The organism is Thermococcus waiotapuensis (genome assembly GCF_055384795.1).
The window spans coordinates 1421811-1445793 of sequence record NZ_AP042429.1 but is presented as its reverse complement, the minus strand read 5'-3'; the positions used below and the strand labels follow the sequence as shown (position 1 = coordinate 1445793).

Genomic DNA, 23983 nt, shown 5'->3' with positions numbered 1-23983 from the left:
TGACGTTAAAAAAGAATCGCAAACCTAAGGTTTTCTACTGGCACTCAGCAGTTCCCTAACCCTCCTCTCAAACTCCGCAAAGTTCGGGAGGCCTATGAACTCCACGCGGTTGTTTATCAGTATCGTTGGAGTGCCCAGGATGTTGTGCTCCATGGCCTTCCTCCTACCTTCTGGAGTCGCAACGCTCAGCTCCCTCGCGATTACGCCGTCGTATTTTCTTTCAAGCTCCTGGGCCATCGCCCACGCTATCGGGCAGTAGGGACAGCCTGGTGAGGTTATGACCTCTATGACGACCTTTGGCCCGTTGTTCCCCTCAATCATCCCCGCCCTCTTCATGAGCTCGAGCATCTTCTTGCGCCTTATCATCTCCAGCTCGTCCATGCCCTCACCCCAATGAAAGTGAGAAGGCCCGGTTTAAAAGAAATTGGGTGAAAAAACTTTCAAAAACCAGAGCTTCTGATCTTCTGGTGAAATTCAGAAGACTGCCTTTCCGCTGCCCTTTTCAAAGATGTGGATTTTGTTCATGTCGAAGACCACATCGACTTCCTGGCCTTCCCTGACCTTCGACTCCGCCGGGAACTTGCCAGTGAAGACAACGTCCTCAACACTCAGGTGAACTATCTTCTCCCCACCCAGGTTCTCAATTATCTCCACCATGGCCCTGACCATGTTCTCCCCCGGAATCTTCACCTGGGCAAAGAAGGCGTCGTAGACATCCTCCGGGCGAATGCCAAAGATGACGTCCTTTCCGAGGTAACCCTTCTCCTCCAGCACTTCAACCTGGTCAGGCAGGAGCTTGAGCCTGAAGGGGCCAAAGTCCACGAAACCGTCTTCTGTGACGGTTGCATCGAGGAAGTTCATGGGCGGCGAGCCGATGAATCCCCCCACGAATGTATTAGCCGGCCTGTCGTAGACCTCATCCGGCGTCCCAACCTGCTGGAGTTCCCCGGCGTTTATGATCGCCACCCTGTCACCCATCGTCATCGCCTCGACCTGATCGTGGGTGACGTAGATTGTAGTGACCCCAAGCTGCCTCTGGAGCTTCTTCAGTTCGGCGCGCATCTTCACCCTGAGCTTCGCGTCCAGGTTCGAGAGCGGCTCGTCCATGAGGAACACCTGGGGCCTCCTGACGATGGCCCTCCCAAGGGCGACACGCTGCCTCTGACCACCGGAAAGCTCCCTCGGTTTTCTGTTTAAGAGTTCACTCAAGCCCAGCATTTCAGCGACTTCCCTGACACGCCTGTCTACCTCGTCCTTGGGAACCTTCCTGAGTTTGAGCGGGAAGGCGATGTTGTCGTAAACACTCATGTGTGGATAGAGAGCGTAGCTCTGGAAGACCATGGCGATGTCCCTGTCCTTGGGGGGAACGAAGACTCCCTTCTCGGGGTCAGCAACGAGGGTGTCCCCGACGTAGATTTGACCCTTTGTGGGCTCCTCGAGGCCGGCTACCATCCTCAGCGTCGTTGTTTTACCGCAACCGCTCGGGCCCAGAAGAATCATGAACTCCCCATCCTTTATGTGGAGGTTGATATCCCTAACCGCGGTGAAGTCACCAAACTGCTTCCACACGTTGACAAGCCTCACTTCTGCCATAAAATCACCCCCGTGACTCTTCATTGGGGTAGGTTCTTTTTAGGTAAAGCACGATACCCATCCCTTCATACTCCTCAAGTATCGAGAAAGGCCCCCCAACGAGGATCTTCCTCTCCCCTGTGTCCAACAAGATATTGTTTATTATTTTGGTGTTGGTGAAGTCGGTAATCCTGCCTCTGAACACCTCTCCGGAGGTTGTGTGGACTTCTGCGTCCAACTCCACTCTTTCGGCAAACAGCCTTTCAATTGCCTGAATGGCGTGGTAGAACACCGCGAACCTAATCTCGCCATTTCCATTCAACGCGAAACTCACAGGCTTCGATTCTTCGAAGATGTCCCTGAGATAAATGTAGTGGGAGAATATTATTTCCGGGAAGTTGGACTTGAAGCCGGAGGGCAGCTCCTCCTCAACATTGAAGACCAGACTGGGGGAGACAAGAACCTCAGCGGTGTCCCTCATGGCGATTATGTGCCCTATCTTGTCGGTCAGTCTTATAAAGACATTCCCTTCCGCGGCTAGGCCTGGCTCCTCGTTCGTGTAGATTGAGACCGTGACCCCGTTCTCCAGAAGCCCTCTGAGCCCGTCCTCGACCTTCGGGAGGAAGCTCTTCGGAGCGAGCAGTGTGAACTCGAACTTTGCCTTCTTCATCATGGTTTCCAGGCTCAGGAGGACTTCCTCGGGGGATGAGAACCGCCATATCGCGTGCTTCTGTTCCTTGACGCTCATACTCTCTGCAAACTTCTTGATATCCTCTACCAGCTCCTTTAGCGACCTGCTGTAGCGGTGGAATGCCACTTCAGGCTCAACCGCCACGAACGTCCTGGCCTTGCTCTCCAGCTCCTCAACGAAGCCTCTCTCTTTAAGGGAAGTTAAGACGTCATATGTCCGGTTGTATGGAATCTGGCCCTTCTGGGAAATACCCCTGGCGGTTAGGGGGCCGTAGGTGAGGAGGGTTATGTAGGCAAGGGCCTCGTACTTTGTGAACCCAAACTTCTTGAGCTGTTCCAGCAGGCTCTCCACGTTACCTCACCTTTACCAGTGTTCCCTCCGCACTGACGACCTTTGAGGCAACTTTTACCCCGGATCTTATAGCCTCTTCCATGTCGTAGCCCTGTGAGAGCTTTGCCAGCACCGTCCCCAGAAGCGAGTCCCCTGCCCCCGTTGGGTCAACCAGCTCTGCCTTCTCTGCCGGTACCCTGATGTACCTGCCCTCCTCGGTGAGAGCTATGACACCCTTCGAGCCCATGCTCAGAATGACATTTTTGGCCCCCAGGTTTTTAAAGCCCCACAGAACGTCTATTGGGTCCTTGCGTCCCAGCAGCTCCCTGGCGTCGTCGAGGGAGGGCTTGACGAGGTCTGCAAGTGAAATGGCCTCAAGTAGGGCCTTCTCGTCCGCTTCCCACTTTTTCCATATCCACCTTCTGTAGTTTGGATCAACGGAGATTAAAGCTCCATTTTCTTTGGCGGATTTCAGCGCCTCCAGTATCGTTTCTTTGGCCGGGGAGAGGGAGAGGGCAAAGGCCGATGTGTGCACAATCCTTGCGTCCTTCCATTTCTCATCCAGCTGCTCCTTTGTTATGAACATGTCCGCTCCCCTGTAGATTATCGGGATTGGGGTCTCCCTCTCGGCCTTTATTAGCACAAGGGTCGTGTTGCGATCGACAACCGAGAGCGCCGGCCTGAAGTCCAATTCCTCGAGCTCCTTCTTTATATAGGTACCAAGGAAGTCATCCCCTATAGTACCTATAAACGAGGACTTCGCCCCTGCCTGCCAGGAATAAAAGGAAACGTTGAGGCAGGAGCCCCCAGTGTGCATGCTAATCTTCCCGTTTATAATCTTCAGGTCTACCAGTATCTCTCCGATTGATAGCACGTCCAGCATGTCTTTTCCCCCCACAGCTTCTCGTAAAGGTTCCTCATTTCCCGAGCTACACTGTCCCAAGAGTACTTTTCGGTAACCTTCCTGTATGCTCTTTCGGCGAATATCTGCCTAAGCTCCTCGTCCTCAAGCAGTAAGGCTATCTTCTTGCCCATCTCCTTTGAGTCCTTCGGGTCAACGAGGAAGCCGTCGTAGCCGTCCTGGAGAACCTCTGCCGGGCCTCCGAACTTCGTGGCGACGATTGGAGTCTTGCACGCCATAGCCTCGAGCATGACTATCCCGAAGGGCTCGTAGGGTGAAGGCAGAACGAAGACGTCCGCAGCTGAGTAGTACTTGGGAACCATACTGACGGGCTCTATTGCGGGAATGATTTTCACGTGTTCCTTGACTTTAAGCTCCTCAATGAGGCTTAGGAGCTTGTTCATCTCCTTCTCCTCTTCCTTCGCCCCGGTACCAGTGCTTATGAGCACGAGAAAGTCTCTTTGATAGTACTCCTTTATGTAGGGGACGCTCTTTATCAGTAGGTCGAGGCCCTTCCTGGGGTCGAGCCTTGCGAGGGTGAATACCAGAGGGACTTTTGGGAGGCCGAGCTCCCTCTTCAGCTCTTTTTTGTCGCCTAGGGGTTTGTAGAAGGTCGTATCCACGCCAATGGGGATGACGTATATCTTGCCCTCGTCGACCCCGTAGAGGCTTGCAATGTCCTTCTTCTCGATCTCCGTTGTAGCGACTATTGCATTGCTTGTCTCGTAGATCCTCTTCTCAAGTTCTATCCTTTCACGGTATGGCTCGAAGTCGCCGAGAGCCTTAGCCTTCAGGATCCCCAGCGAGTGGGAGGTGTGAACCATCTTAACCCCGTGGCGCTCCTTGAGTTCCATTCCCACAAAGCCGCCGTCCCAGTAGTGGGTGTGAACAATATCGTAACCCTCTTTCTTGAAGTACTCGGAAACTTTGTCCGTAAACTCTGGCAGGTAAGGCATGAGCTTCTCCTTGGGGATGAAACCCTCGGGTCCGCACTCTATCCTGATGACTCTGACGTTCTCGTTTATGTACTCTATCTCCTTCCTTCCACCCCTCTGTCTCGTGAATATGTCAACCTTTACTCCCAAAGCCCCCAAGTGCCTGCTTAGCTCCTTAACATAGACGCACTGGCCGCCCGTATCGGGCTCGCCGAGCTTCCCGAGGGGATCACCGTGAGGAGTTACCATAGCAACTTTCATCCCCCATCACCCCTTAACTCCTGTTGTGGCAATACCTTTGATGTAGTACCTTTGACCGATGAGGAACAATATTACCGACGGCAGGGAAACGAGTATTGTAGCCGCTGTCAGGAGGTTGTACTGGGCGATAAACTGCTCCTGGAATATGGTCAGGCCGAGCTGGACGTTCCTCATCTCTGGGGACTTGACAATGATCAGCCACTTGAAGAGGGAGTTCCACTCCGCTATGAAGGTGAACATGAAGAGCGTCAGCACCGCCGGAGTCGCCAGGGGGAGCATGATCTGCCATAGTATCCTGAACCTCGATGCCCCGTCAACTATTGCCGCTTCTTCTATGTCCTTCGGGATTGTGAGAAAGAACTGTCTAAAGAGGAAGACCCCAAAGCCGTTAAAGAACCACGGGATCGCGAGTCCCTTGTAAGAGTCTATCCACCCGAACTTAGCGAGCATGACGTAGAGTGGGACTATAATGATCTGCTCGGAGATAAGCATTGAGGTTATTGCGCCGTTGAATATGAGATCCCTCCCCCTGAACTCCATCCTAGCGAGGGCGTAACCGGCCATGGCGGAGGTGACTATCTGGCCGAGGGTAACCGTTATCGCCACGATGAAGCTATTTAAGAATTTTCTCGGGAAATCTGCCTGCTCCCATGCTATTCTGTAATTTTCCCATCTCCAGGCTTCCGGGAGGATAGTTCCGTGTGCTATCTCCACAGGGGTCTTCAGAGACGTGAAGAACGTCCAGAGAATTGGAACCAAGATTATCCCGACGAAGATCCAGAGGACTGCATGGGTTAACAGGCTCTTTATTGAGATTTTTATACGTGTCCTGACCCCGTACATCTCTCCCACCTCAGTATATCGCCTCCTCCCCAAAGACTTTTCTCTGAAGGTACTGGACTGCTATCACAATGAACAGCAGAATGACAGCCACAGTGGCGCCCTCTGAGAACCTGAACCTCACAAAGCTCAGAACGTAGATGTAGTACGCTAGAGTTGTCGTTGACATCAGGGGCCCTCCGCTGGTCATCGTGTAGATCTGGTCGAAGTCCCTGAAGGAGAATATTGTGAGCATAACCAGAACCAGCACGTGGGTTGGCTTGAGGAGCGGGAGGGTTATATGGAGGAACTTCCGGAAGGATGTGGCTCCGTCAACCTCAGCAGCCTCGTAGTAATCCTCGGGTATTGTCTGCAGGCCAGCGAGGTAAATCACCATGAAGTAACCAACTCTGGCCCAAACCGTGGCTATTATCACCGCCAGCATCGCGTAGGATGTGCTCCTCAGCCAGTCCGCGGGTGAAAACCCGAGGGCCTCGAGGACGCGGTTAACGAGACCGTAGTCCGAGTTGAACATCCACACCCAGATAATACCCGTCGCAACGAAGGAAATGGCAGTCGGGGAGAAGATTGAAGTCCTGTAAACGCTTTTTAACCTGATCTTGGAGTTTAAAAGAACCGCCGCGATGAGCGAGAGGATCATCGTAGTGGGAACCACGCCGAGGATATAAATGAACGTGTTCTTCAGGACGAGACGAAACTCATCCCGCTGAAGAATCATCTTGTAGTTGTTAAGGAAAACAAACTCTTTCGCACCAAGCCCCTTCCAATTGAAGAAGCTTATGTAGACGAGGTACAGTACTGGGTATATGATGAACATGATGAGAATTACAAGTGCAGGAGCCAAGAAGCCGTAAGCTTCTAGTGTATATTTCATTTTTCTGCGAGTAGGCAATGAAACCATTCTCCACACCTCCTTAGAGAGAAAAGAGAAAGAGGTCAGGACCTGAACAAGAGTTCAACTTCCGCCTGGGCCTCTTTGAGGGCGGTGGCGGGATCCTTCTTCTGAAGCAGGGCTGCCTCAATGGCTTTTCCGATGGCCGCGGACATGTCCGGGTACTGCGGAACTGGAGGTCTGGCCTTACCGTACTGTAGGTTATCCACGTATATCTTTATGAAGGGGTTCTCCTGCATGAACTTCTTGTACTCAGGGTCTTCGAGAGCGCTCTTACATACCGGGAGGTAACCCGTCTTAAGCGCCCATGTAACCTGGAACTCGGGGCTCATGACGAACTTGGCGAACTCCCATGCAGCCTGCTCCCTTTCGGGCGTTGTCTTGAATATAAAGAGGTTCTCACCGCCAATGTTGGTGGCTATCCTCTTGTCGTAGGGCATCAGCATGACCCCGGTCTTGTTGAGCCACCCCTGATCCTTCAGGACGGGATAGTTCCAAGGCCCGTTTATGGTCATTGCAACCCTACCGGCGAAGAAGTCATCGAGCTTGTAGCCCGCGTCGGGGTCGCTGAGCTTTGCAACCTTATCCTTGTAGACGAGATCAACCCAGTACTGGAGGGCTTTAATACCGGCGTCGCTAGCGAAGGTTGGCTTGCTCTGGTCTTCAGAGAGAAGCTCACCACCGGCCGACCAGAGGAAGACCTCCCACGTCCAGACCGTCCACTCGAGAGTTCCGAAGGGGACCATGAACCCGTACTGATCGATCTTACCATCACCGTTCTTGTCCTTTGTGAGCTTCTTGGCCAGCTCCCTGAACTCGTCCCAGGTCAGGGCTTTGCCCATGTAGGCCTCGGGGTCAAGTCCGGCCTCCCTGAAGAGGTCCTTGTTATAGTAGATAGCCAGGTTGTTGGTGTCGAAGGGAGCAGTGTATATCTTGCCCTTGTAGGTTCCAAGCTCCCAGAGTCCTGAGTAGATATCGTCCTTGTTAAAGGAGGGGTCATTCTTTATGAAGTCCTCAACCGGGGCGAGAACTCCAGCCTCTGCAAAGAATCCGGTCTGGGCTGGGTTGAGCCAGACAAGGTCCGGTGGGGTGCCCGCCTGAACGGCGGCCATGATCTTGGTAACCGCCTTGTCTTGAGCGCCATAGTTAACAACTTTTATCTTGATGTTGGGGTGCTCAGCCTCGAACTTGTTGACGAGGTCTTCCAGAACCTTCTGGTTTTCTGGGGCCTCTATCCCATGCCAGAACTCAAGCTCTATGACTTTGCCACTCGAAGAAGTGGTCGTTCCTGTTGAAGTTCCCTGTCCCGAGATACATCCGCTGGCAATAACTCCCAAAATCAAAACACCAACAAACAAAATCCCAAAGAGGGGGTTTTTCTGCATGGTTCACCACCATGTTGTACTTCTAGTACACTATAGCGGGTTCAAGGTATATAAGTTTTTTCAGTACAAAAGAGCACCTTTGGGCACTATCCTTGGGGTTTTGAAGAATGCCCGAGAAAGCCACCACCAGAACGGGACTCAGTAAATTGGCCGTGTAAAGGAAAGGAAAAGTCTTCACATGTACTCCCACACGCCGGTGCCCCTGAAGTTGTGCACTATGCTCTTGGTCGTGGTCAGCTGTATGACCGAGTAGCCAATGCCCTCCCTCCCGACGCCGCTGTCCTTGACGCCTCCGAAGGGGTAGTAGCCTATTCCGTGCCTCGGGTACTCGTTGATGAAGACGCTTCCAGCCTCCAGCTTCCTCGCCACCCTCCTGGCCCTCCGCTCGCAGGAGGAGAAGATAGCCGCGTCGAGGCCAAAGCGAGAGGAGTTCGCTATCTCTATTGCTTCGTCCTCGTCTTTGACCTTCACCATCAGCGTGAGCGGCCCAAACACGTCCTCCTGAAAGGCCCTGAGCTCTGGAAGGACATCCTTTCCGACCTCGAGGAGGAGGGGCCACACGTAGTTCCCCTTTCTCCTGAACTCCGTCAGGGGCTTGGCCCCCTTCTCCACGGCGTCCTTCCACACTTCCTCAATGTAATCCGCCGACTTCATATCGATCAGTGGGCCCATTACCGCGTTTTCGTCTTCCAGCGGATTCTTCGGCTCTATCCCCCTGAGCCTCTCTAACATTCTTGCCTTCAGCTCCCCGTAGATTCCCTCCTGCGCCAGGATAAGCCGTATCGCGTCGCACCTCTGGCCTGAGAAGCTCACCATCCCCTTTACTATCTTTTCGGCCGCCAGCTCAAGGTCTGCATCGTCCAGAACTATGGCAGGATCCTTGCCCCCGAGTTCGAGGTGGTAGGCTTTTATGCCGCCGGTTTTTACTATGTGCTCCCCAACCTCGGTGCTTCCGGTGAATGTTATCGCCCTTATCCTCTTATCGGCCACGACGCTGTCCATCAGCCCGCCGGGGATGGTGAGGAGTCCAAGGCTCTCGGGAGGAAAGCCCGAGACCTCGAGGATCCTGATGAAGAGTATCGCCGCCAGAGGATCCGCCGAGGCTGGCTTTAGAAGTACAGCGTTGCCGCCCAGCAGGGCCGGAATTACTTTCGCCGCAGGAATGAAAAGCGGGTAGTTGAAGGGGCCTATGGCCAACACAAGGCCGTAGGGCTCTCTCTTTACAATTCCCTCACTCTCAAGGGTCTCCTCGCTCCAGTCCCCGGGGATGTAGTCGCCGAGTATCGCCCTGGACTCGAAGGTCGTCTTTTCGAGCCTCTCAATGGTTGCCTTTACTTCTCCAGCAGCGTTCGACTTTGGCTTACCCGCGTCAAGGACTAAAACCCTCACGAAGTCTTCGAAGGTTTCTTTCATCAGCTCTGCCGCCCTGAGAAAGCTCTCTATCCTCTTCTCGCCCGGGTAGTTCCTTATAGCCTTACGTCCTGAGCTGTGGGCGGCGCTTATGGCCTCCTCAACCTGATCCCTGGAGAGCACGCTGACCCTCGCTATAACCCTCCCGTCTATCGGGCTCTGAACCTCGGCAAACCTCTCCCCGAAGACCCATTTACCAGCAACGAAAGCCTTGAACTCCGGAATCCCGTCGCTGCCGAGCCGGTATACGGGCTCGAAAACAGAATGTTGGACAAGTTTGGCCATTTGTAATCACCGATATGTAATACTGCCCAAAACTATTTAAGCATTGCTTCCCAACCCTGCCCGGAGTGATGAATATGGAGGTGGCCATATTCGCGGGCGGCTGTTTCTGGTGCATGGAGGAGGCCTTTGAGAGGTTGCCAGGGATCATCGAGGCCATCTCGGGCTACACCGGCGGCTGGGTTGAGAACCCCACCTACGGGCTGGTCTCAGCAGGAGAAACCGGCCATCGTGAGGCTGTCAAGGTAATTTATGATCCTTCAAAAATCTCCTACGAGCGCCTCCTGGAGGTCTTCTGGAGGAACATTGATCCAACGGACCCCCACGGCCAGTTCGCCGACAGGGGAGAGCAGTATAAAACCGCCATCTTCTACCTCAACGAAACGCAGAAGGGGCTGGCTGAAGAGTCCAGGAGGAGGCTTGAGCTCTCGGGAATCTTTGGTGAACCCATAGCCACGGAGATTCTGCCAGCGAAGGACTTCTACCCGGCCGAGGACTACCACCAGGGCTACTACTTCCGCTTCGAGACGAACTACAGGCATTACAAGCTCTACTCAGGAAGGCTTGGCTTCATCAAGTCAGTCTGGGAGAAGAACAGGCACTTCCGCCTCTTTCCGGAAAGGAAGCACTATTGGCTGGGCTGGCAAAAGCCAAGCAATTCAGAGCTCAGGCGCCTTTTAACACCCCTCCAGTACCGGGTTACCCAGCTTGGAGATACTGAGCCGGCCTTCAAAAACGAGTACTGGAACAACCATGGGGAAGGCATCTACGTTGACATCGTTTCAGGGGAACCGCTCTTCAGCTCGCTCGACAAGTACGAGGGAGAAGCAGAGATGCCGAGCTTCACAAAACCGCTGGAGGAGTGGGCGGTCGTTGAGGCAGGGGAATGCGGGGGCTTCCTCTGCGGGAGGGAGGTTAAAAGCCGCTTCGCCCGCTCCCACCTCGGCCACGTATTTGATGAGGAGACGCCAACGGGAAAGCGCTACCGCATAAACTCCGCCTCGCTGAGGTTCATCCCGCGGGAGGAGCTGAGGAAGTACGGCTACATCGCCTACGAGAGGCTTTTTCTGTAACTGGAGGGTGGCGGATGGCGGCGGTGAAAAAGAACCAGGACGGGGACTTTCCCCTGAGGCCGGACTCGTGGTATCTCGTGGTCTACTATGACGGGGATATCAGGTATCTCTCCATCCCCTCCTCCAATAAGACGGACTTGGAGAGACTCCTCATCCTGGTTTTCGGCTTCGAAATATCGGGGTTGCCCCACAGGGTCTTCGGGGTCAGCAGGGAAGGGATTTTTGAGCTGGGGCGCGGGTTTTTTGAAAGGCTGGAAAAGGAAATGGGAACTGATCTGAGGAAAAAAGCAGAGAGGGACGTTGAGGAACTCTTGGATGAGCTGGAGCACATGGAAAAGCTCTACGCCAGGCTCGGTTTTTTGGAAGACCTCGAAGAGGTCGCGGAGATGAAAGATGCTTACGGTGAATACCTAAAAAAGCTGAGGGAGGCAAAGGGGAGGGAAAATAGCCGGCCATAACTGAGGAAGGTCATCCAAAAAGCTCGATGCAGACCCGGCACTCTTCTGGGTTTATGTCGGGGTCAATGCCGGCATGGAAGGAGCAGCCGTAGCCCTTGCCCAGGAACTCCAGGGAGAGCTTCACGAGCTCGGTGTGTATCCAGTATTCTCCCGGTCTCTCCGCAAGTATTCTCTCGGCCAGTTCTCTCACTTCCCGGTCTACGTCGGGAAAAGAGGAGACGTCGATGAGCTTGCCCCTTTCCTCCCCCAGATAGCGCGAAACCGCTGACTGGGTTATGTGGAGCAACTCCGCTATCTCGGTCTGCTTGAGGCCCCTCTCCCTCAGCACCCCGACCAGGCGCCTCCTGAGGGAGGGGTAGACGTAGCGCGAGGCCACTTCGAAGGCGTTCGTCTTCATGGTTCCTGCTATGACGCATGGAATATTTAAACCTTTCCCTCAAATCCCTACGGCCTTTGTCATGACATAAGTCATATAAGCCCTTTAGGTTAAGAAACCGCAAAGCTTTTATGGGGGTTAATTCGGCTATAATCGATTATATGACATCTGTCATAAAGTGAGGAAGTTGGAAAATGGCGGTAAAGGTTCCAGAATCGGTTATGCTCTGCAACCAGTGCTCGATGAGCCTGGCCGGAGGATGCACCATATCTACTCCACCCTCACCAACGTGAACTTCGACAAAAACCGCTTTCTTGAGCTTATCCTTGAGAATGGAAGAATCCACCTTGAGGCCATGAAGCTCCTCGATAACTGGGGAGGCTCGTGGCTCTACCAGAGGAGGGAGTTCGCTGAGTTCCCGGGAGTGATCCTGGGGACGAGCAACTGCGTCCAGTAGCCGACGAAAGCCTACCAGGACAGAATCTTCACCGTCGGAATAGCGGGCCTTGAGGGAGTTCCTCACATAAAGGATTACAACTTCGAGCCGGTAATCGAGAAAGCCCTTCAGACCCCAAAGATGAAAGCTTACAACGGTGGAAAGCTCCTCACAGGCTTCCACCACACCAACGTTCTGGCCATGAAGGACAGACCGATAGAGCTCATAGGGAAGGGCAAAATAAGGCACATTTTCGTTGTCGGCGGCTGTGATACCCCGCACAAGGGCATGGGTTACTACGAGAGGCTCACCGAGCTTATTCCAAGGGATGCGCTCATACCCTCAGCAGCGTGCGGCAAGTTCCGCTACAACGCGAGGGACTACGGTACCATCGAAGGCATTCCGAGGTTCCTCGACTTTGGCCAGTGCAACAACGTCTATTCGAGAATCGAGATTGCGGTTGCTTTGGCCAACGAGCTCGGCACCGACGTGAACTCCCTGCCGGTAAGCATAGTCCTGAGCTGGATGGAGCAGAAGGCAATAGCAATACTCTACTCACTCCTCTACCTCGGCATAAAGGGCATCTACATCGGACCAAAGCCGCCGGAATTCCTGACACCGAACGTCTTCGAGGCTCTAAAGAAGCAGTTTGACCTAAAGCTTATAGGGGAGCCTGAGAAGGACTTGAAGGACATGCTGAAGGAAGGCACAAGCGTTGATGAGAGCGCTCCGCTCGCGGAAGAGCTGGAGTGAGCTTTCTCTCTTTTTGATGCCTGTTGTTAGCGGTAATGGGTTGTCACGTTTTTGGTGGTTGTATCTCGTGAACTCGCCCCAGTTGAATTTACTTTCAATTTTCATCGTTTTGTTAAACTTTTGATAGTAAATTTTTTAAAGGCTTTGATTACAACACATACTCACAAACGTATACAAATTCAAGGACAAATTTAAGTATCTCTCTGCCCAGGATATCATGAGGGAAATAAAGGAAACCATACGAAATCCAGATTACATGGACTGTGGAAAGAAACCGAACAGAATAGTGCTCGTGAGATACTCTCCAAAACTTGGAACAAAACTGGCAGTAGTTCTTGAAAAGTGGGGAAAGGGTGGTATAGGATAGTCACCGCATTCCCTGCACCTAAATATTAGGGGGTTGTGTCATGGCCCATCTTTCCTTTTATTTCACTGCAGAAGATGAAGGATTTCCCATTCTAATAACAGCCGCGGAAACCGTATTCCTCACCGATGAACCCGTCCCGGTACAGGAGTTCATGGAAGTGCTGGAGAGGCTTGCGAAGTTGAAGGGTTCCGGTGACTTTTTCGGACTGAAAATTGTGAGAACTGGAGAACACGTTACGATTAAACTTCCAGACGGCAGAGACTTTCGGATCCCAGTTAGAGGGTTTAATAAAAACATTCAACGCACTATCAAAAACATAAGCTTTGTTATACAAAGGAAGCCGGTAGATGTGGAGTATTTAAGATTTAGACTCTTCCGTCCCGGTGAGTTCTGGGACGAGGGCGAGGAGAGCTACCTGAATGAGTATGACATAGAGGTTTATGGTGACGTTTACGTTCTAAACGCCACCATCAACTTAAAGGATTACATTGATGACCTGAAAGAGCTGAAAGAGTTCATTGAGAAAGGAAAACTGCCCAAGGAAGAGTGGAGAGTAGTGTGGAACCCCGCCCAGCTAAAGCAGGATCTGGAAAAAGCGCTATCAACACTGGTTGGGTCAGCCAGCCTTACCCATCCGCCTTTTGTCAGGTTTACACTTGGTACTTACGACCCGCTGGAAATAATCTACGCCTCCAGCATTGGTGACACGGTGGTTCTGTTCTTTGTTGCAGGGGCAAAAATCACCGTTAAAGTTTCAAAGAACGTCCTCCTAAGGGCCATTGATGAGGCAATTGAGGAGGCAGAAAAAGAGCTCGGAAAACTCAGCAGAAAGGTTATTTAAAACATGGGGGTGAGTTTGTGTCCTTTTCTATATTTTTCCTTGGATGGCGTGAAGCCCTTCAGAGGAAAGTGTCACTGGACGACCTGGCGATAGCAATAGAGCACAGTGGCAAGATTATTCCACTGGGAATGTGCACCGCGAGGAACGCGGTTAGGGATGTTATTGAGGCGGCAGCTTTTGCAGTTGACTCCTGTGAGGGCGTTAGGGGCTGTGCCTGGGGGGGAAGATAGGCTCCACACAAAATCAGAGCCATGAGGATACCAAATCCAGTTACTGTGAGAGTCTCCTTTCCCGGGAGGTCATCAAGGGCCGAGGTTAAAGCAGGCTAAGGAGGAAGAGGAGAGCGCGCAGTCACTTCTTTTCCAGTCTTTTGAGTTCTGCCATCATTTCCATGAACTTCTCGTCGCTCATGCCGATGAGCCCCTTTGCACCCTTCAGGATTATCGTCCTCGCCAATGTTCTCTTCATCACCGGGTTCTCGAGGGGAGAGAAGCCGTACTTGACCAGTATCTTGAGGGATTCTGGATAGGCCTTCAGCAATTTAGCCACGTTGATGTCCTCCGTTATCTCCTCCACCTTCTCATCGCATTCCTTTACTTCTATGCCGAGCTCCTTAGAGCTTTCGGTTTTGGTCACCCTCAAAACGAAGAAGCCTCCGACCTCCCTGACCTCTACGCTATAGCCCGCCTCTTCGAGCTTGGGTATCATATCAACGAAGGGCTTGTCGCCTATAACTTCAAGCGTTTCCCCCGTTTTGAGCTTTCCAAGGGCTTCTATAATCATAACCGCCGGCTGCGGTGGCTTCAAACCGCGAACGTCGAGCATCATTCTCTATCACCGATTCAACATATGACAAGCGACATATAAACTTTATTGAGCAAATTTGCCCAGTAATGCCTATAAGTATTTGACATGACACTTGTCATAGAGGTGATTAAAGATGACCGAATTACTGAAGGCAAGGGAATACAAGAAAGAGCAGCTGAAGGAGCTGCTCCTCAGAATCCACAGGGGAGAAAGCGTCGAGAAGCTCAAAGAGGAGTTCAGGCAGGTTTTAAGTGGCATATCCCCCCTTGAAATTCCTATCATTGAGCAGGAGCTCGTTAAAGAGGGGATTTCGGCAAAGGACATAGCCAAGATGTGCGATTTGCACGTCGAGCTCTTCCGCGAGGCCGTGAAGGGCACAGACGAGCTTGAGGAAAAGGACTTGCCGGACGGCCACCCGCTCAAGACCCTCTACCAGGAAAACAAGGAGATACTGAAAGATGCGGAGATTCTCAACCTCTATGCCAAAACTTTGGCCACCACAAAGGACGAGCGCATGAGGGAGGAAATCCTGGGAGTTCTTGAGGAGATAGTGGGCAACCTCAGAAAGATCGGCTCCACCCACTACAACCGCGAGGAGATGCTCATATTCCCCTACATCGAGAGAAGGGGCCTAACGGCAATAGCCACTGTCCTCTGGACGAAGCACGACGAGATAAGGTTCATGATAAAGTATCTCGCCGAGCTTTTGAGGAAGAGAAGTGAGATGCCCTGGGAGGAGTTCGTCGAGCGATTCAAGGCTAAGGCCGGTGAAGCTGCATTCGCACTCAGCGACATGGTTTTTAGGGAAAACAACATATTCTACCCAACGCTAAAGGCCCTCCTGAGCGAGGGCGAGTGGAAGGCCATAAGGATGCAGGAGAAAGAGGCAGGCTTCTATAAGGTCAATCCACCCGCATGGGATCCGGGTGAGGACGTTAAACCGCTCCATCCGTGGGAAATAAATCCAGAGCTGAGCGTTGAGCAGCTCCTCAGCCTGCCTAAGGAAGTCCAGGGAGCGCTGAGGGGACAGCCCTTAGAGTTCGACAGGAGCAAGCTTAAGAGGGAGGGCGACATAGACCTCGGCACAGGTTATCTGAATCTAAAGGAGCTCAAGGCCATTTTCGAGGCCCTACCGGTGGATGTTACATTCATAGACAGGGACGACAGGGTAAGGTTTTTCTCCCCTGGAGAGAGGATATTTGAGAGGACACTCTCGGTGCTCGGCAGGCCGGTTCAGCTCTGCCACCCGCCGAAGAGCGTACATATAGTGAACAAAATCCTCCAGGCCTTCAAGGAGGGCAGGAAGAGGGAGGCAACCTTCTGGCTCAGGCTTGGGGAGAAGTACGTCTACATCAGATACGTGCCCCTCTTTGACGAAAATGGCGAATACATGGGAACCCTTGAGATAACGATGGATATCGCCCCATACAAGGCCATAGAGGGCGAGAAGAGACTGCTCGACTGGAGGGATTGAGATGAGGGGAAACCCGGAGATATTTAGATGCCGTTCTCAGTTATGTACATGGGTTTCCCATAGTTGGCCATTTTACTGATGGCCCGGTAAATACCCTCGGGATAGACGCTCCACCCCATCTGGGTCTTCCTGTCCCCGATTTCGGCGTTTTTGGCATCAAAGAAGAACTTCAACAGGTTCCAGCTGTGCCTTACCTCCGCTGCGGTGTAGTAGTTTATCCCGATGAAGTCAACGTCGCTCTCCGGGACCCTGTAGGATTTAAAAGCTCCCCTGAAGTTCCCGCTCCATATCGCGTCCATGAAATTCCAGTTGAAGAGGTTGTCCGCCCTCTGAGCGGCCTTTTTGTCCCTCTCACTATCGCTCGCGGGAAGCATCACCGGGACGTTCTTGACGATGCCCACGTTGAAACTGCCATGTAAAGTCTCGTAGGCAACCGCGTGGGCCCTGAGCAGGTTAGCAGCGACTCTAAACGCCTTGAGGGGGCTCCTGACGAAAGGCGGCCAGTAGACGGTTAAATAGCCCATCATGACGTACACCATCGGCTCGTTGAAGGTTGCGACGAGTTTTACCCCCTTTAGGATGTCGGCAACGGTTTCCACGTACTTCTCCCAGTATTTGAGGTTCTCCTCCCTGAGGAAGCCCCCTCTCTTCATGAACCACAGCGGTGATGTGAAGTGGTGCAGTGTTACGTTCGGTTCTATGCCCTTCCCGCGGAGAAGCTCGAGGATTTCACTGTAGCGGTTGAGGGCATCTTCGTTCAGCCTCCCCTCCTCCGGGAAAATCCGGCTCCACTCTATTGAGAAGCGGTACGCGTTGTAGCCGAGCTCGGCCATGAGCCCAATGTCCTCTTCGTATTTCTCCCAGTGGTTGCAGGCCTTGCCCGACTTATAGGGGAGCTTCCCGGTTTGCTCGTAATGCCACCAGTCGTTCCAGCGGTTTTCACCTTCTATCTGGTGTGCCGCGGTCGCGGTACCAAAAAGAAAACCCTCCGGGAACTTCAGGGCCATGGGTTCACCCGGAAAATATAATAAGCTTAAAACTAATTAAACTTGCGGTGGTACGATGAGAGAACTCCGCTACAACCCTTTAACCGGACAGTGGGTGATGGTCTCAGCGGTGAGAAGGGAGAGGCCCTGGAGGCCCAAAGACTACTGTCCATTCTGCCCGGGAGGTGAAGAGACAGGCCACGGCTGGGAGGTTCTCATCCTTCCAAACCGCTTTCCAATGCTCTCCTTCGATGCCCCAAAGCCAGAAACTTCCGGCTTCTACAGGAGGGCCCGCGCCATCGGCCAGTGCAGCGTGATAGTTGAAACCCCTGAGCATGGCCTCAGAGACCTCGACGGGCTCTCCCGGGAGCAGATGGTCAGAGTTGTTGAACTGTGGAAAAACGTAACGGCGGAGTTAAAAAAGAACCCTGGGGTTGCCTACCTAGCCATCTTCCGGAACAAGGGCGAGGAAATCGGCGTAAGCCTGACACACCCCCACGGTCAGCTCTACGCGCTTCCCTTCATACCCCTGAAGGCGAGGCTCAAGCTTGAGAACTCAAGAAACTATTACAACCGCCACGGGGAGTGCCTCTTCTGCAGAGTCCTCAAGGAAGAGCTCAAAGGGGAAAGGCTGATCTACGAGAACGGGAGCTTTGCCATCTTCATGCCTTTCTTCGCGAGCTGGCCCTTTGAAATCCACGTCTACCCAAAGAGGCACGTCCAGTGGCTGACTCAGCTGGAGGGAAACGAGGTGGAAGACCTGGCGGAGGCTATAAGGGTGGCCACCGGAACCCTCAACGAAGTCCTCGGCAGGGACATGCCCTACTCCATGATGGTCTTCCAGGCGCCCTTCAAAGGGAGCTACGAGTTCTACCACCTCCACATAGAGTTCTACCCCATACTTCGTGACAATGGCAAGATAAAGTACGCCGCGGGGATAGAGATAGGGACGTGGGAGTTTACCTACGACGGTGTTCCGGAGGAGAACGCGGAGAGGCTGAGGGAGGCGTGTAAAAAGGCCATGGAAAGACTCGGTGCCAGGGGGAGATGTCCTGAAGCATTGGAATGAGAACGCGGGATAACCTCTCCCTGAACCTAACGGGGGGTTATCCCCTCAAAACATTAAAATCACCAAGAAGGCCAGCGCGCATATTTAACGCCTTCCGCGCTCCCAAGAGCTCGGGGAGGTCAGTCCTTCAGCTCCTTCATGAGGTTGGCCATCTCAAGGGTTGCCATGGCATACTCGAAGCCCTTGTTGGCCTTTATCCCCGCCCTGTCCAGACCCTGGAGCTCATCCTCGACAGTTATGACCCCAAAGATGACGGGCACACCCGTCTGCAGGGAGACGTTTGCGACGCCCTTCGCCACTTCGTTTGCCACAAGGTCGAAGTGCTTAGTCTCACCCCTGACCACAGCCCCAAGGGCGAGGACAGCGTTGTACTTCCCGCTCTCGGCGAGCTTTTTGGCAACGAGCGGTATTTCAAAGGAACCGGGAACCTTTACGACGTCAACGGCATCAACGTTGTGCCTCCTGAAGCAGTCTAAGGCCCCTTCAAGCATCTGGCCGGTTAAGAGGTCGTTGAACCTGCCAACCACGACCGCTATCCTCAAGCCTTTCCCGTCGAAACTTCCCTCAAAGGTTCTAACCTCCATCCCCACCACCGTTCCGCAATTATCAAGTCAGACCTCAACCGGGAGTCTGTGGCCGAGCTTTTCTTCCTTTACCTTTAAATAAAGCCTGTTGTGCTCCGTCACTTCTGGAGGAATGGGGACAGTCTCGACAACTTCTATCCCGAACTCCGCGAGGGCCTTCGCTTTTGCGGGGTTGTTCGTTATGAGCCTGACCTTTGAGACGCCGAGGGCGCGGAGCATCTGGAACGCGGCCTCATATGTCCTCTCGTCGGCCTTATGGCCTAAAGCCTCGTTGGCCTCGACCGTGTCGAGACCTTTATCCTGAAGCTCGTAGGCCTTTATCTTCTCCTTCAGGCCGATTCCCCTGCCTTCCTGGTCCATGTAGAGGAGTATGCCCCCTTCTTGCGCTATCATTCTGAGCGCGTTGCTCAGCTGGCTGCCGCAGTCACATTTGAGTGAAGCGAGCGTATCACCGGTGAGACACTTCGAGTGAACCCTGACGAGCGGAACCTCGCCGTAGGGCTCCTTGACCACCGCAACGTGCTCCTTGAAGTCAAGCTCGTTGTCGAAGGCTATTATCCTGAAGTCACCGTACTTGGTTGGAAGCCTGGCGTTGGCGTAGACTCTGATCAGCTGTTTCTTTTTCACAAACTCCTTCCAGACGTCGTCGATGTTTACAACGGGTAAATCGTGCTTTTCAGCAAGCATCAGCGCGTATTCCCTGTTGTGGGAGTCACCCTTTTCGTCGAGTATCTCCACGATGAGGGCGTAGCGCCTGAAGCCGAGGATTTCCATCAGCTCGAGCGAGCCTTCGGTGTGGCCGCGCCGCCTGTTCAGGCCAATCCCCCCGAGAAGGTGGAGATGGCCAGGATACCTGAAGTGTTCAACCGATAAGCCTTGGGCAAGCTTTCTGGCCGTTAAGGCCCTCTCCCCGGCCGTTATGCCCGTGAAGTTCTCCCTGTAATCAACTGGAACCAAAAAGTTGGTCTCCCCTTCTTTGCCCGGCAGTGGGAAGAAGCCCCTCCTTAAGGCCTCGTCCATGTCCATCGTGAGGCATAGGAGGCCCTTCATCGAGAGCATGAAGTTAACTACCTCAGGAGAAGCTATCTCCGCCGGATAAACCAAATCGGCCTCGAACTCTCTTCTGTCGTCGATGAGAACGACCGGTTTTCCTCCAAGAACTTTCTCTCTGATCGACTCCCAGTTCATCCTTCCTTCCCCGAAAACAACTTTGTTCCACATCTTTTAAAAATTTGTTCCAAAAACGGAACAAAAGTCACGGTTCAACCACGAGGTCAAGAATAACGTGGCCGGAAGAATCCACGAACAGCGGCCCATCGCCATCCCCGTTGTGGACGGAAAAGTTGCTGAAAACGCCGAAAATTGACCTCATATGCCCATTCTCCTTGATGGATTCCCCAGATCCACCTAACGTCCCGACAAATGTGAACCACACCGCAGGCCTACATCCAGTAGAGGTGAAGCTCACGAATATTGTCTCCGCATTCTTCCCCGAATACTCGAAGAGGTAGTAGTTTCCGTCACTGTAGAGGCCCGAACTGCCCAAGAGCCTCGTGGACGACGCCTTGCTACCGTTTGCCGTAAATTCAGCACAGTAATCCTCCGGAGGAACCGGTTCTTCGGGGATTTCAATGTGGCCGAGCTCCTCCTCCGTTATCAGCCTCTTATCAACCAACTCAAAGAGGCTCTTGAGGTGGTTCCTGTACGCCTTTTCAAATTCGCTGTCCCTTCCCAGTCTCTCCGGGATCATGAGCGAGGCGTTCCAGCCCTTATAGCCTTCGGGGATTTGTGCAAAGAACAGCCAGTCTGACTGTCCGGTGAGCGAAGCTTTCGGAAGGGGAATCCTTTTTCCATTGCGTAGGTAAATACCCTCAGGCAACGCCTTGAAGACTCCTTTGAAAGAAAACACCGTGCACTGCCCCTTTTTTAGTTGGTCGGCGTAGGTAAACGTCCCTTTGGAGTAAGTGACTTTTTTGAGGTCTGGCTCCCTGAACTCAAAGTCCCCGACTTTCCAGCCCTCAGAAGTCTTGTTTACCAGTTCTTTCCTTATCTCCTCCCAGAGGAGCCCAAGGTAGTCCAGGTGGGAATAGGTAATGTAGAACGCAGCGTTCGAGTCGATCCACTCCGGCACATCGGCTTCAACCTTTACCGTCTGGTCCTTCAGGGAACACACGAGGACTTCAGCCGAATAGCCCGTGTAATCGAGCCTCTCTACGGAACGCACATATAGGTCACCATTGAAGGTCACAGAATACGCTTGATCCGGGGGTGTTTCTTTTGTTTCGTTATTTAAAAACATGCCAAGCACTATGGCGACCCCCAAAATTAAAAGTATGGAAATGAGTTTCCCCGGGTTGTGTGGCATATCACAGCCTCCAGTTTTTATCCCCATCAATTTCGAATCTAGCCCAGTATTTGTGAGTCAGCATCTCCCAAAGGCTGGGCTGAATGCTCTCCATTGCTTGATACGCCGTTTTTCCATCATCAAGGTTCTTCCAGAATGTTGTTCCCTTGCTCTTTATCAGCTCAACACCAATAGGTCTGTCTGTACCAATGTATGTTCTATAGACTGCACCACTTCTAAGTTTGAATGAATCACACCCTAAAATAAATATGAGTGCGTCGTGAAAATTAGCTTCCTGGGTTATTATGTTCCAAAAGTCAGAGGCCGTGTCTCCGTAGTTGGGTTTTTGGAGTATTATGAAACCGTTCACTTCAGGAGAGGAAGAAATCTTGGCAGTGTGACCGTAATAACTGACTGTTTTCCCTTTGAACATGTTATAGCATGTCCATACAGAATCTCCCAGAGAGCCATGATAATAGGCGTCCCAGTAATACACAGAATACCCATTAGTATATCCATTGCAGTGTCTGTGTGATAGTAGTTCTCGTCCTCATCCCTAACATAATGTATCACTGCAACATTAGAACCGCCGCCGTATCCGGGCCACATCGCCGCCGGCGTTACCATCTTAGTTGGATTCTGGAAATTATTGGGGGCCATCCACGAAGGCAGCGCAGTATCCACTGCCGGTTTAGTTCCTGCCGAAAGTTGGCTCCCGAAGATCAAAAACACAAAGAGGCCAAACAATATGTACTCCACCCTCCTCATGTGTTCTACCCCTGTATAGTGGGCATCGTAAGAAAATTGGAAAAAGTTATATAAAAACGTTTCGGGTATTATGTCCACCTACTGCTCGCAATAATCTCATTATCGTCCTCTTCGCTATGAACCTTACTGTGCAATCAACGTGGCCGGTCACTATGTGTCCGTTAAAGCGGCCGCTGGCCGGCATGGCCCTCTCGAGGTTCACCACCCTCGCCTCCCTCAGGTTCGTCCTCGCAAGGGTCTCCTCGCCAACGTCAAAGAAGGCTATTCTCCCATCTCACCGCTCTAACCATCAGGTTCACCCAGCCCTCTCCCCCTTTTTGCCAGCTCAAGGACAAGGCGCATGTAGTCCTCGTCTTTCATTCCACCACAGGAGAAAGTTTGTTCCGTTTATTTTAAGTAATGGAATACCATGCCCCAAGCAGTTGACCTTTCGATTAGGGGTGCTCTTGGGAGATTGGAAAGTAACTCACTTGGATATTCCCCATATTCACCGTTAGACGAACCAAAATGACTGAGCAAGCAGATAAGGGGAAACTAAGGGGTAGGTGTTGAATTTCACCCTGAGACCAACGTTCTGGGAACCACTAAAGACTGTCTGAGCACGGGCAAGGGATACATATCCGGCAGGCTCAAGGTCTGCGCCTTTGGAATAGATCCCAAAAGGAACTCACCGTCAGAAACGGCATTCACGCCAGCAGGAGGATCTCTTGCTTTTTTCTCTTGAAAGCCTCGCCCTTTAGGGCGGGGAGAAGGTCAGGGACGACCGCTTCAGAACCTCCACGAAAAACGAACCCAGGGCTCAAAAAGGAACTGCCCATTGGGTATACAGATTTAGGGATCGTTATTTTTCTTTTGAAGGCCCCTTTAGGGGGAAGAGAATGTCGGAGAAGCTCCGGGGGTTGTAGGCGCTCCCTCAGCCCTTAAATGGCCTTCCGAATCCGTTTCTGCTCGCTTTTTCCCATTCGAAAACCTCCTCGCCGTGAGGCGGCTTCTCCTCCGCGGGATAGCCAACTCCAATGATGCAGAGCACGCGGTAGTTTTCCGGGATGTTCAAAAGCTCCCTGACGTAGTCCTCAGCCGTTTTATCTCCACTGTGCACCCTGTTCCTTATCTGCACCCAGAAGGAGCCCAAACCGAGGGCAAAACTGGCCAGATGAATGTGCTCCGCCGCTATGCTGGCATCTTCAATCCACACGTCGCTCCTGCTCCCGTCCGCGGTTACAACAATAGCAAGCGGTGCTGTGGCCAGACCCGAAGCCCCGGGCTTGGCCTTAGACAGGGCCTTTAATTTCTCCCTGTCGTCAACCACTATGAAGTGCCAGGGCCTTTTGTTGAAGGAGCTCGGTGAGAGGAAGGCCGCTTCTAAGAGTTTCTCCACAAGCTCCTCCGGAACCGGCCTGTCCTGGAAGCGCCTTATGCTCCTCCTCTTGCTGAGAACTTCGAAGAACTCCATGCCACCACCGGGAGAGATTCTCCGAAGAGCTTAATACCCTTACGCCGCCTCCAATAAATATCCAGAACCTTTGTTTTTCAAAAGCCTTTTTTGAGCTCGAGAATTCTGCCCCTCTTCCGCGGTCTGAACATGGGGAAGCCTTGAGCCTCTTTATCCACGGCATAGGGGAGGCTCTATGAGAACGAAAGCTCTAAATCCTAATCGTGATTAGTACTAATCATGATTAGTGAATTTGTGGGCCGTGAAAATGAGCTCAAGCTGCTCGAAGAGCAGTGGGCAAACCTCCCCTCATTTGTGGTCCTATATAGATCCAGAACCTTCGTGAGGAACTGGCTGTGTTTTTCAATGATGAACTGTTTCTGACCCTCGGCGACTGGTACTCACTGTTCAAGTACCCCGCATTGAAAATCAAAGAGAAAACGCTGATAGTCCTCGACGAGTTCAGTTACGCCGTTAAGAGCGACAGGACAATATTAAGCACCCTGCAGAGAGCCTGGGATCACGACTTCCCAAAAACCAGTCATGCTGGTTTTGCCCGGTTCGCTCGTGGGCATGATGATGGATGAGGTTCTCAGCTACTCCTCTCTACGGCAGGAGAACCGCGAGTTTTAGGCTCAGGCCCATTAACCTCCCAATTCCCTTAAGTTCTTCAGCGATTCCCGGATTGGCTTAGAGAGGTACATGCTCGTCGGGGG

25 protein-coding genes and 3 pseudogenes are annotated in these 23983 nt (G+C 52.6%); 9 read left to right on the top strand and 19 right to left on the bottom strand.

Features of this window, described 5'->3' with window-relative positions; all coding sequences use genetic code 11:
* Positions 1–24 precede the first annotated feature (24 nt).
* The 9 genes from ACZ47M_RS07945 to gapN all read right to left on the bottom strand — a co-directional run bounded on the left by ACZ47M_RS07945 (position 25) and on the right by gapN (position 9502).
* Entirely contained in the window at positions 25–381 is a 357-nt protein-coding gene (locus ACZ47M_RS07945) for a thioredoxin family protein (protein WP_315342105.1), read from the bottom strand.
* Between the two features lie 93 nt (positions 382–474).
* A complete protein-coding gene (locus ACZ47M_RS07940) occupies positions 475–1593 on the bottom strand; it encodes an ABC transporter ATP-binding protein (RefSeq protein ID WP_464883394.1) in 1119 nt (372 codons plus the stop codon).
* 4 nt (positions 1594–1597) lie between these two features.
* Positions 1598–2614, bottom strand: a complete 1017-nt coding sequence (locus ACZ47M_RS07935; RefSeq protein ID WP_315342935.1) for a TrmB family transcriptional regulator — start codon at positions 2612–2614, stop codon at positions 1598–1600.
* Between the two features lies 1 nt (position 2615).
* Positions 2616–3476, bottom strand: a complete 861-nt coding sequence (locus ACZ47M_RS07930) for a carbohydrate kinase family protein (RefSeq protein WP_315342937.1) — start codon at positions 3474–3476, stop codon at positions 2616–2618.
* A complete protein-coding gene (locus ACZ47M_RS07925; protein ID WP_315342939.1) occupies positions 3440–4690 on the bottom strand; it encodes a glycosyltransferase in 1251 nt (416 codons plus the stop codon). Before ACZ47M_RS07925 ends, ACZ47M_RS07930 begins: the two co-directional genes overlap by 37 nt.
* 6 nt (positions 4691–4696) lie before the next feature.
* Entirely contained in the window at positions 4697–5533 is an 837-nt protein-coding gene (locus ACZ47M_RS07920) for a carbohydrate ABC transporter permease (protein ID WP_315342941.1), read from the bottom strand.
* A gap of 10 nt (positions 5534–5543) precedes the next feature.
* Positions 5544–6347, bottom strand: a complete 804-nt coding sequence (locus ACZ47M_RS07915) for a carbohydrate ABC transporter permease (protein ID WP_315342943.1) — start codon at positions 6345–6347, stop codon at positions 5544–5546.
* A 119-nt stretch (positions 6348–6466) separates the two neighbouring features.
* Positions 6467–7807, bottom strand: coding sequence for an ABC transporter substrate-binding protein (locus ACZ47M_RS07910; RefSeq protein ID WP_315342945.1), 1341 nt, complete (start codon positions 7805–7807; stop codon positions 6467–6469).
* A gap of 174 nt (positions 7808–7981) precedes the next feature.
* On the bottom strand, positions 7982–9502 hold the full coding sequence (gene gapN, locus ACZ47M_RS07905) for an NADP-dependent glyceraldehyde-3-phosphate dehydrogenase (RefSeq protein WP_315342947.1): 1521 nt from the start codon (positions 9500–9502) through the stop codon (positions 7982–7984).
* 68 nt (positions 9503–9570) lie between these two features.
* On the opposite strand from gapN, the gene msrA reads away from it, so the two are divergent.
* Positions 9571–10572, top strand: a complete 1002-nt coding sequence (gene msrA / locus ACZ47M_RS07900) for a peptide-methionine (S)-S-oxide reductase MsrA (RefSeq protein ID WP_315343094.1) — start codon at positions 9571–9573, stop codon at positions 10570–10572.
* A gap of 14 nt (positions 10573–10586) precedes the next feature.
* On the top strand, positions 10587–11030 hold the full coding sequence (locus tag ACZ47M_RS07895) for a hypothetical protein (RefSeq protein ID WP_315342949.1): 444 nt from the start codon (positions 10587–10589) through the stop codon (positions 11028–11030).
* 10 nt (positions 11031–11040) lie between these two features.
* Here the strand turns inward: ACZ47M_RS07895 and ACZ47M_RS07890 are convergent, their stop codons facing one another.
* Positions 11041–11427: a transcriptional regulator gene (locus tag ACZ47M_RS07890; RefSeq protein ID WP_315342951.1), complete on the bottom strand. Its 387-nt coding sequence runs from the start codon at positions 11425–11427 to the stop codon at positions 11041–11043.
* A 200-nt stretch (positions 11428–11627) separates the two neighbouring features.
* On the opposite strand from ACZ47M_RS07890, the pseudogene hcp reads away from it, so the two are divergent.
* The 4 genes and pseudogenes from hcp (at position 11628) to ACZ47M_RS07870 (ending at position 14033) form a co-directional block, all read left to right on the top strand.
* Positions 11628–12595 (top strand): annotated as a pseudogene (gene hcp / locus ACZ47M_RS07885) (hydroxylamine reductase).
* 217 nt (positions 12596–12812) lie between these two features.
* Entirely contained in the window at positions 12813–12962 is a 150-nt protein-coding gene (locus ACZ47M_RS07880) for a hypothetical protein (RefSeq protein WP_315342953.1), read from the top strand.
* Between the two features lie 40 nt (positions 12963–13002).
* A complete protein-coding gene (locus tag ACZ47M_RS07875; protein ID WP_315342955.1) occupies positions 13003–13803 on the top strand; it encodes a hypothetical protein in 801 nt (266 codons plus the stop codon).
* Between the two features lie 17 nt (positions 13804–13820).
* The gene (locus tag ACZ47M_RS07870; protein WP_315342957.1) at positions 13821–14033 is read left to right on the top strand and encodes a hypothetical protein; all 213 of its coding nucleotides are present in this window, start codon (positions 13821–13823) and stop codon (positions 14031–14033) included.
* Positions 14034–14154: 121 nt separating this feature from the next.
* Here ACZ47M_RS07870 and ACZ47M_RS07865 read toward each other — a convergent pair whose 3' ends face one another.
* Positions 14155–14631 carry a DUF1858 domain-containing protein gene (locus ACZ47M_RS07865; protein WP_315342959.1) on the bottom strand — a complete coding sequence of 159 codons (477 nt, stop codon included), beginning with the start codon at positions 14629–14631 and terminating at the stop codon, positions 14155–14157.
* A gap of 112 nt (positions 14632–14743) precedes the next feature.
* Here ACZ47M_RS07865 and ACZ47M_RS07860 point away from each other — a divergent pair, with 112 nt between their 5' ends.
* Positions 14744–16084, top strand: coding sequence for a DUF438 domain-containing protein (locus ACZ47M_RS07860; RefSeq protein WP_315342961.1), 1341 nt, complete (start codon positions 14744–14746; stop codon positions 16082–16084).
* A 26-nt stretch (positions 16085–16110) separates the two neighbouring features.
* Here the strand turns inward: ACZ47M_RS07860 and ACZ47M_RS07855 are convergent.
* Positions 16111–17091: pseudogene (locus tag ACZ47M_RS07855) on the bottom strand (glycoside hydrolase family 1 protein); the annotation flags it as partial.
* 55 nt (positions 17092–17146) lie between these two features.
* Here ACZ47M_RS07855 and galT point away from each other — a divergent pair.
* The gene (gene galT, locus ACZ47M_RS07850) at positions 17147–18139 is read left to right on the top strand and encodes a galactose-1-phosphate uridylyltransferase (RefSeq protein ID WP_315342963.1); all 993 of its coding nucleotides are present in this window, start codon (positions 17147–17149) and stop codon (positions 18137–18139) included.
* A gap of 119 nt (positions 18140–18258) precedes the next feature.
* Here galT and ribH read toward each other — a convergent pair whose 3' ends face one another.
* From ribH to ACZ47M_RS07815, 7 genes and pseudogenes are all read right to left on the bottom strand, one after another.
* Complete coding sequence (gene ribH, locus ACZ47M_RS07845) at positions 18259–18723, bottom strand: 6,7-dimethyl-8-ribityllumazine synthase (protein WP_315343096.1); 465 nt, start codon at positions 18721–18723, stop codon at positions 18259–18261.
* A gap of 27 nt (positions 18724–18750) precedes the next feature.
* On the bottom strand, positions 18751–19911 hold the full coding sequence (locus ACZ47M_RS07840; protein WP_315343099.1) for a bifunctional 3,4-dihydroxy-2-butanone-4-phosphate synthase/GTP cyclohydrolase II: 1161 nt from the start codon (positions 19909–19911) through the stop codon (positions 18751–18753).
* 67 nt (positions 19912–19978) lie between these two features.
* On the bottom strand, positions 19979–20947 hold the full coding sequence (locus ACZ47M_RS07835) for a hypothetical protein (RefSeq protein WP_315342965.1): 969 nt from the start codon (positions 20945–20947) through the stop codon (positions 19979–19981).
* 142 nt (positions 20948–21089) lie between these two features.
* The gene (locus tag ACZ47M_RS07830; RefSeq protein WP_315342967.1) at positions 21090–21437 is read right to left on the bottom strand and encodes a hypothetical protein; all 348 of its coding nucleotides are present in this window, start codon (positions 21435–21437) and stop codon (positions 21090–21092) included.
* A complete protein-coding gene (locus tag ACZ47M_RS07825) occupies positions 21434–21835 on the bottom strand; it encodes a hypothetical protein (protein WP_315342969.1) in 402 nt (133 codons plus the stop codon). The genes ACZ47M_RS07830 and ACZ47M_RS07825 overlap by 4 nt, the downstream gene beginning before the upstream one ends.
* A 106-nt stretch (positions 21836–21941) precedes the next feature.
* Positions 21942–22109: pseudogene (locus tag ACZ47M_RS07820) on the bottom strand (riboflavin synthase); the annotation flags it as partial.
* Between the two features lie 639 nt (positions 22110–22748).
* Positions 22749–23288: a nitroreductase family protein gene (locus ACZ47M_RS07815; protein ID WP_315342971.1), complete on the bottom strand. Its 540-nt coding sequence runs from the start codon at positions 23286–23288 to the stop codon at positions 22749–22751.
* Positions 23289–23623: 335 nt separating this feature from the next.
* On the opposite strand from ACZ47M_RS07815, the gene ACZ47M_RS07810 reads away from it, so the two are divergent.
* Positions 23624–23854 (top strand): hypothetical protein, encoded by a 231-nt coding sequence (locus ACZ47M_RS07810; RefSeq protein ID WP_315342972.1) that lies wholly within the window; start codon positions 23624–23626, stop codon positions 23852–23854.
* Positions 23855–23983: the final 129 nt, after the last annotated feature.

Bases quoted from the DNA above. Each gene is read 5' to 3' on its own strand.
- ACZ47M_RS07945 (WP_315342105.1), bottom strand. From the start codon at position 381: ATGGACGAGCTGGAGATGATAAGGCGCAAGAAGATGCTCGAGCTCATG.
- ACZ47M_RS07940 (WP_464883394.1), bottom strand. From the start codon at position 1,593: ATGGCAGAAGTGAGGCTTGTCAACGTGTGGAAGCAGTTTGGTGACTTC.
- ACZ47M_RS07930 (WP_315342937.1), bottom strand. From the start codon at position 3,476: ATGCTGGACGTGCTATCAATCGGAGAGATACTGGTAGACCTGAAGATT.
- ACZ47M_RS07925 (WP_315342939.1), bottom strand. From the start codon at position 4,690: ATGAAAGTTGCTATGGTAACTCCTCACGGTGATCCCCTCGGGAAGCTC.
- ACZ47M_RS07920 (WP_315342941.1), bottom strand. From the start codon at position 5,533: ATGTACGGGGTCAGGACACGTATAAAAATCTCAATAAAGAGCCTGTTA.
- ACZ47M_RS07915 (WP_315342943.1), bottom strand. From the start codon at position 6,347: ATGTTCATCATATACCCAGTACTGTACCTCGTCTACATAAGCTTCTTC.
- ACZ47M_RS07910 (WP_315342945.1), bottom strand. From the start codon at position 7,807: ATGCAGAAAAACCCCCTCTTTGGGATTTTGTTTGTTGGTGTTTTGATT.
- gapN (WP_315342947.1), bottom strand. From the start codon at position 9,502: ATGGCCAAACTTGTCCAACATTCTGTTTTCGAGCCCGTATACCGGCTC.
- msrA (WP_315343094.1), top strand. From the start codon at position 9,571: ATGAATATGGAGGTGGCCATATTCGCGGGCGGCTGTTTCTGGTGCATG.
- ACZ47M_RS07895 (WP_315342949.1), top strand. From the start codon at position 10,587: ATGGCGGCGGTGAAAAAGAACCAGGACGGGGACTTTCCCCTGAGGCCG.
- ACZ47M_RS07890 (WP_315342951.1), bottom strand. From the start codon at position 11,427: ATGAAGACGAACGCCTTCGAAGTGGCCTCGCGCTACGTCTACCCCTCC.
- ACZ47M_RS07880 (WP_315342953.1), top strand. From the start codon at position 12,813: ATGAGGGAAATAAAGGAAACCATACGAAATCCAGATTACATGGACTGT.
- ACZ47M_RS07875 (WP_315342955.1), top strand. From the start codon at position 13,003: ATGGCCCATCTTTCCTTTTATTTCACTGCAGAAGATGAAGGATTTCCC.
- ACZ47M_RS07865 (WP_315342959.1), bottom strand. From the start codon at position 14,631: ATGATGCTCGACGTTCGCGGTTTGAAGCCACCGCAGCCGGCGGTTATG.
- ACZ47M_RS07860 (WP_315342961.1), top strand. From the start codon at position 14,744: ATGACCGAATTACTGAAGGCAAGGGAATACAAGAAAGAGCAGCTGAAG.
- galT (WP_315342963.1), top strand. From the start codon at position 17,147: ATGAGAGAACTCCGCTACAACCCTTTAACCGGACAGTGGGTGATGGTC.
- ribH (WP_315343096.1), bottom strand. From the start codon at position 18,723: ATGGAGGTTAGAACCTTTGAGGGAAGTTTCGACGGGAAAGGCTTGAGG.
- ACZ47M_RS07840 (WP_315343099.1), bottom strand. From the start codon at position 19,911: ATGAACTGGGAGTCGATCAGAGAGAAAGTTCTTGGAGGAAAACCGGTC.
- ACZ47M_RS07825 (WP_315342969.1), bottom strand. From the start codon at position 21,835: ATGAGGAGGGTGGAGTACATATTGTTTGGCCTCTTTGTGTTTTTGATC.
- ACZ47M_RS07815 (WP_315342971.1), bottom strand. From the start codon at position 23,288: ATGGAGTTCTTCGAAGTTCTCAGCAAGAGGAGGAGCATAAGGCGCTTC.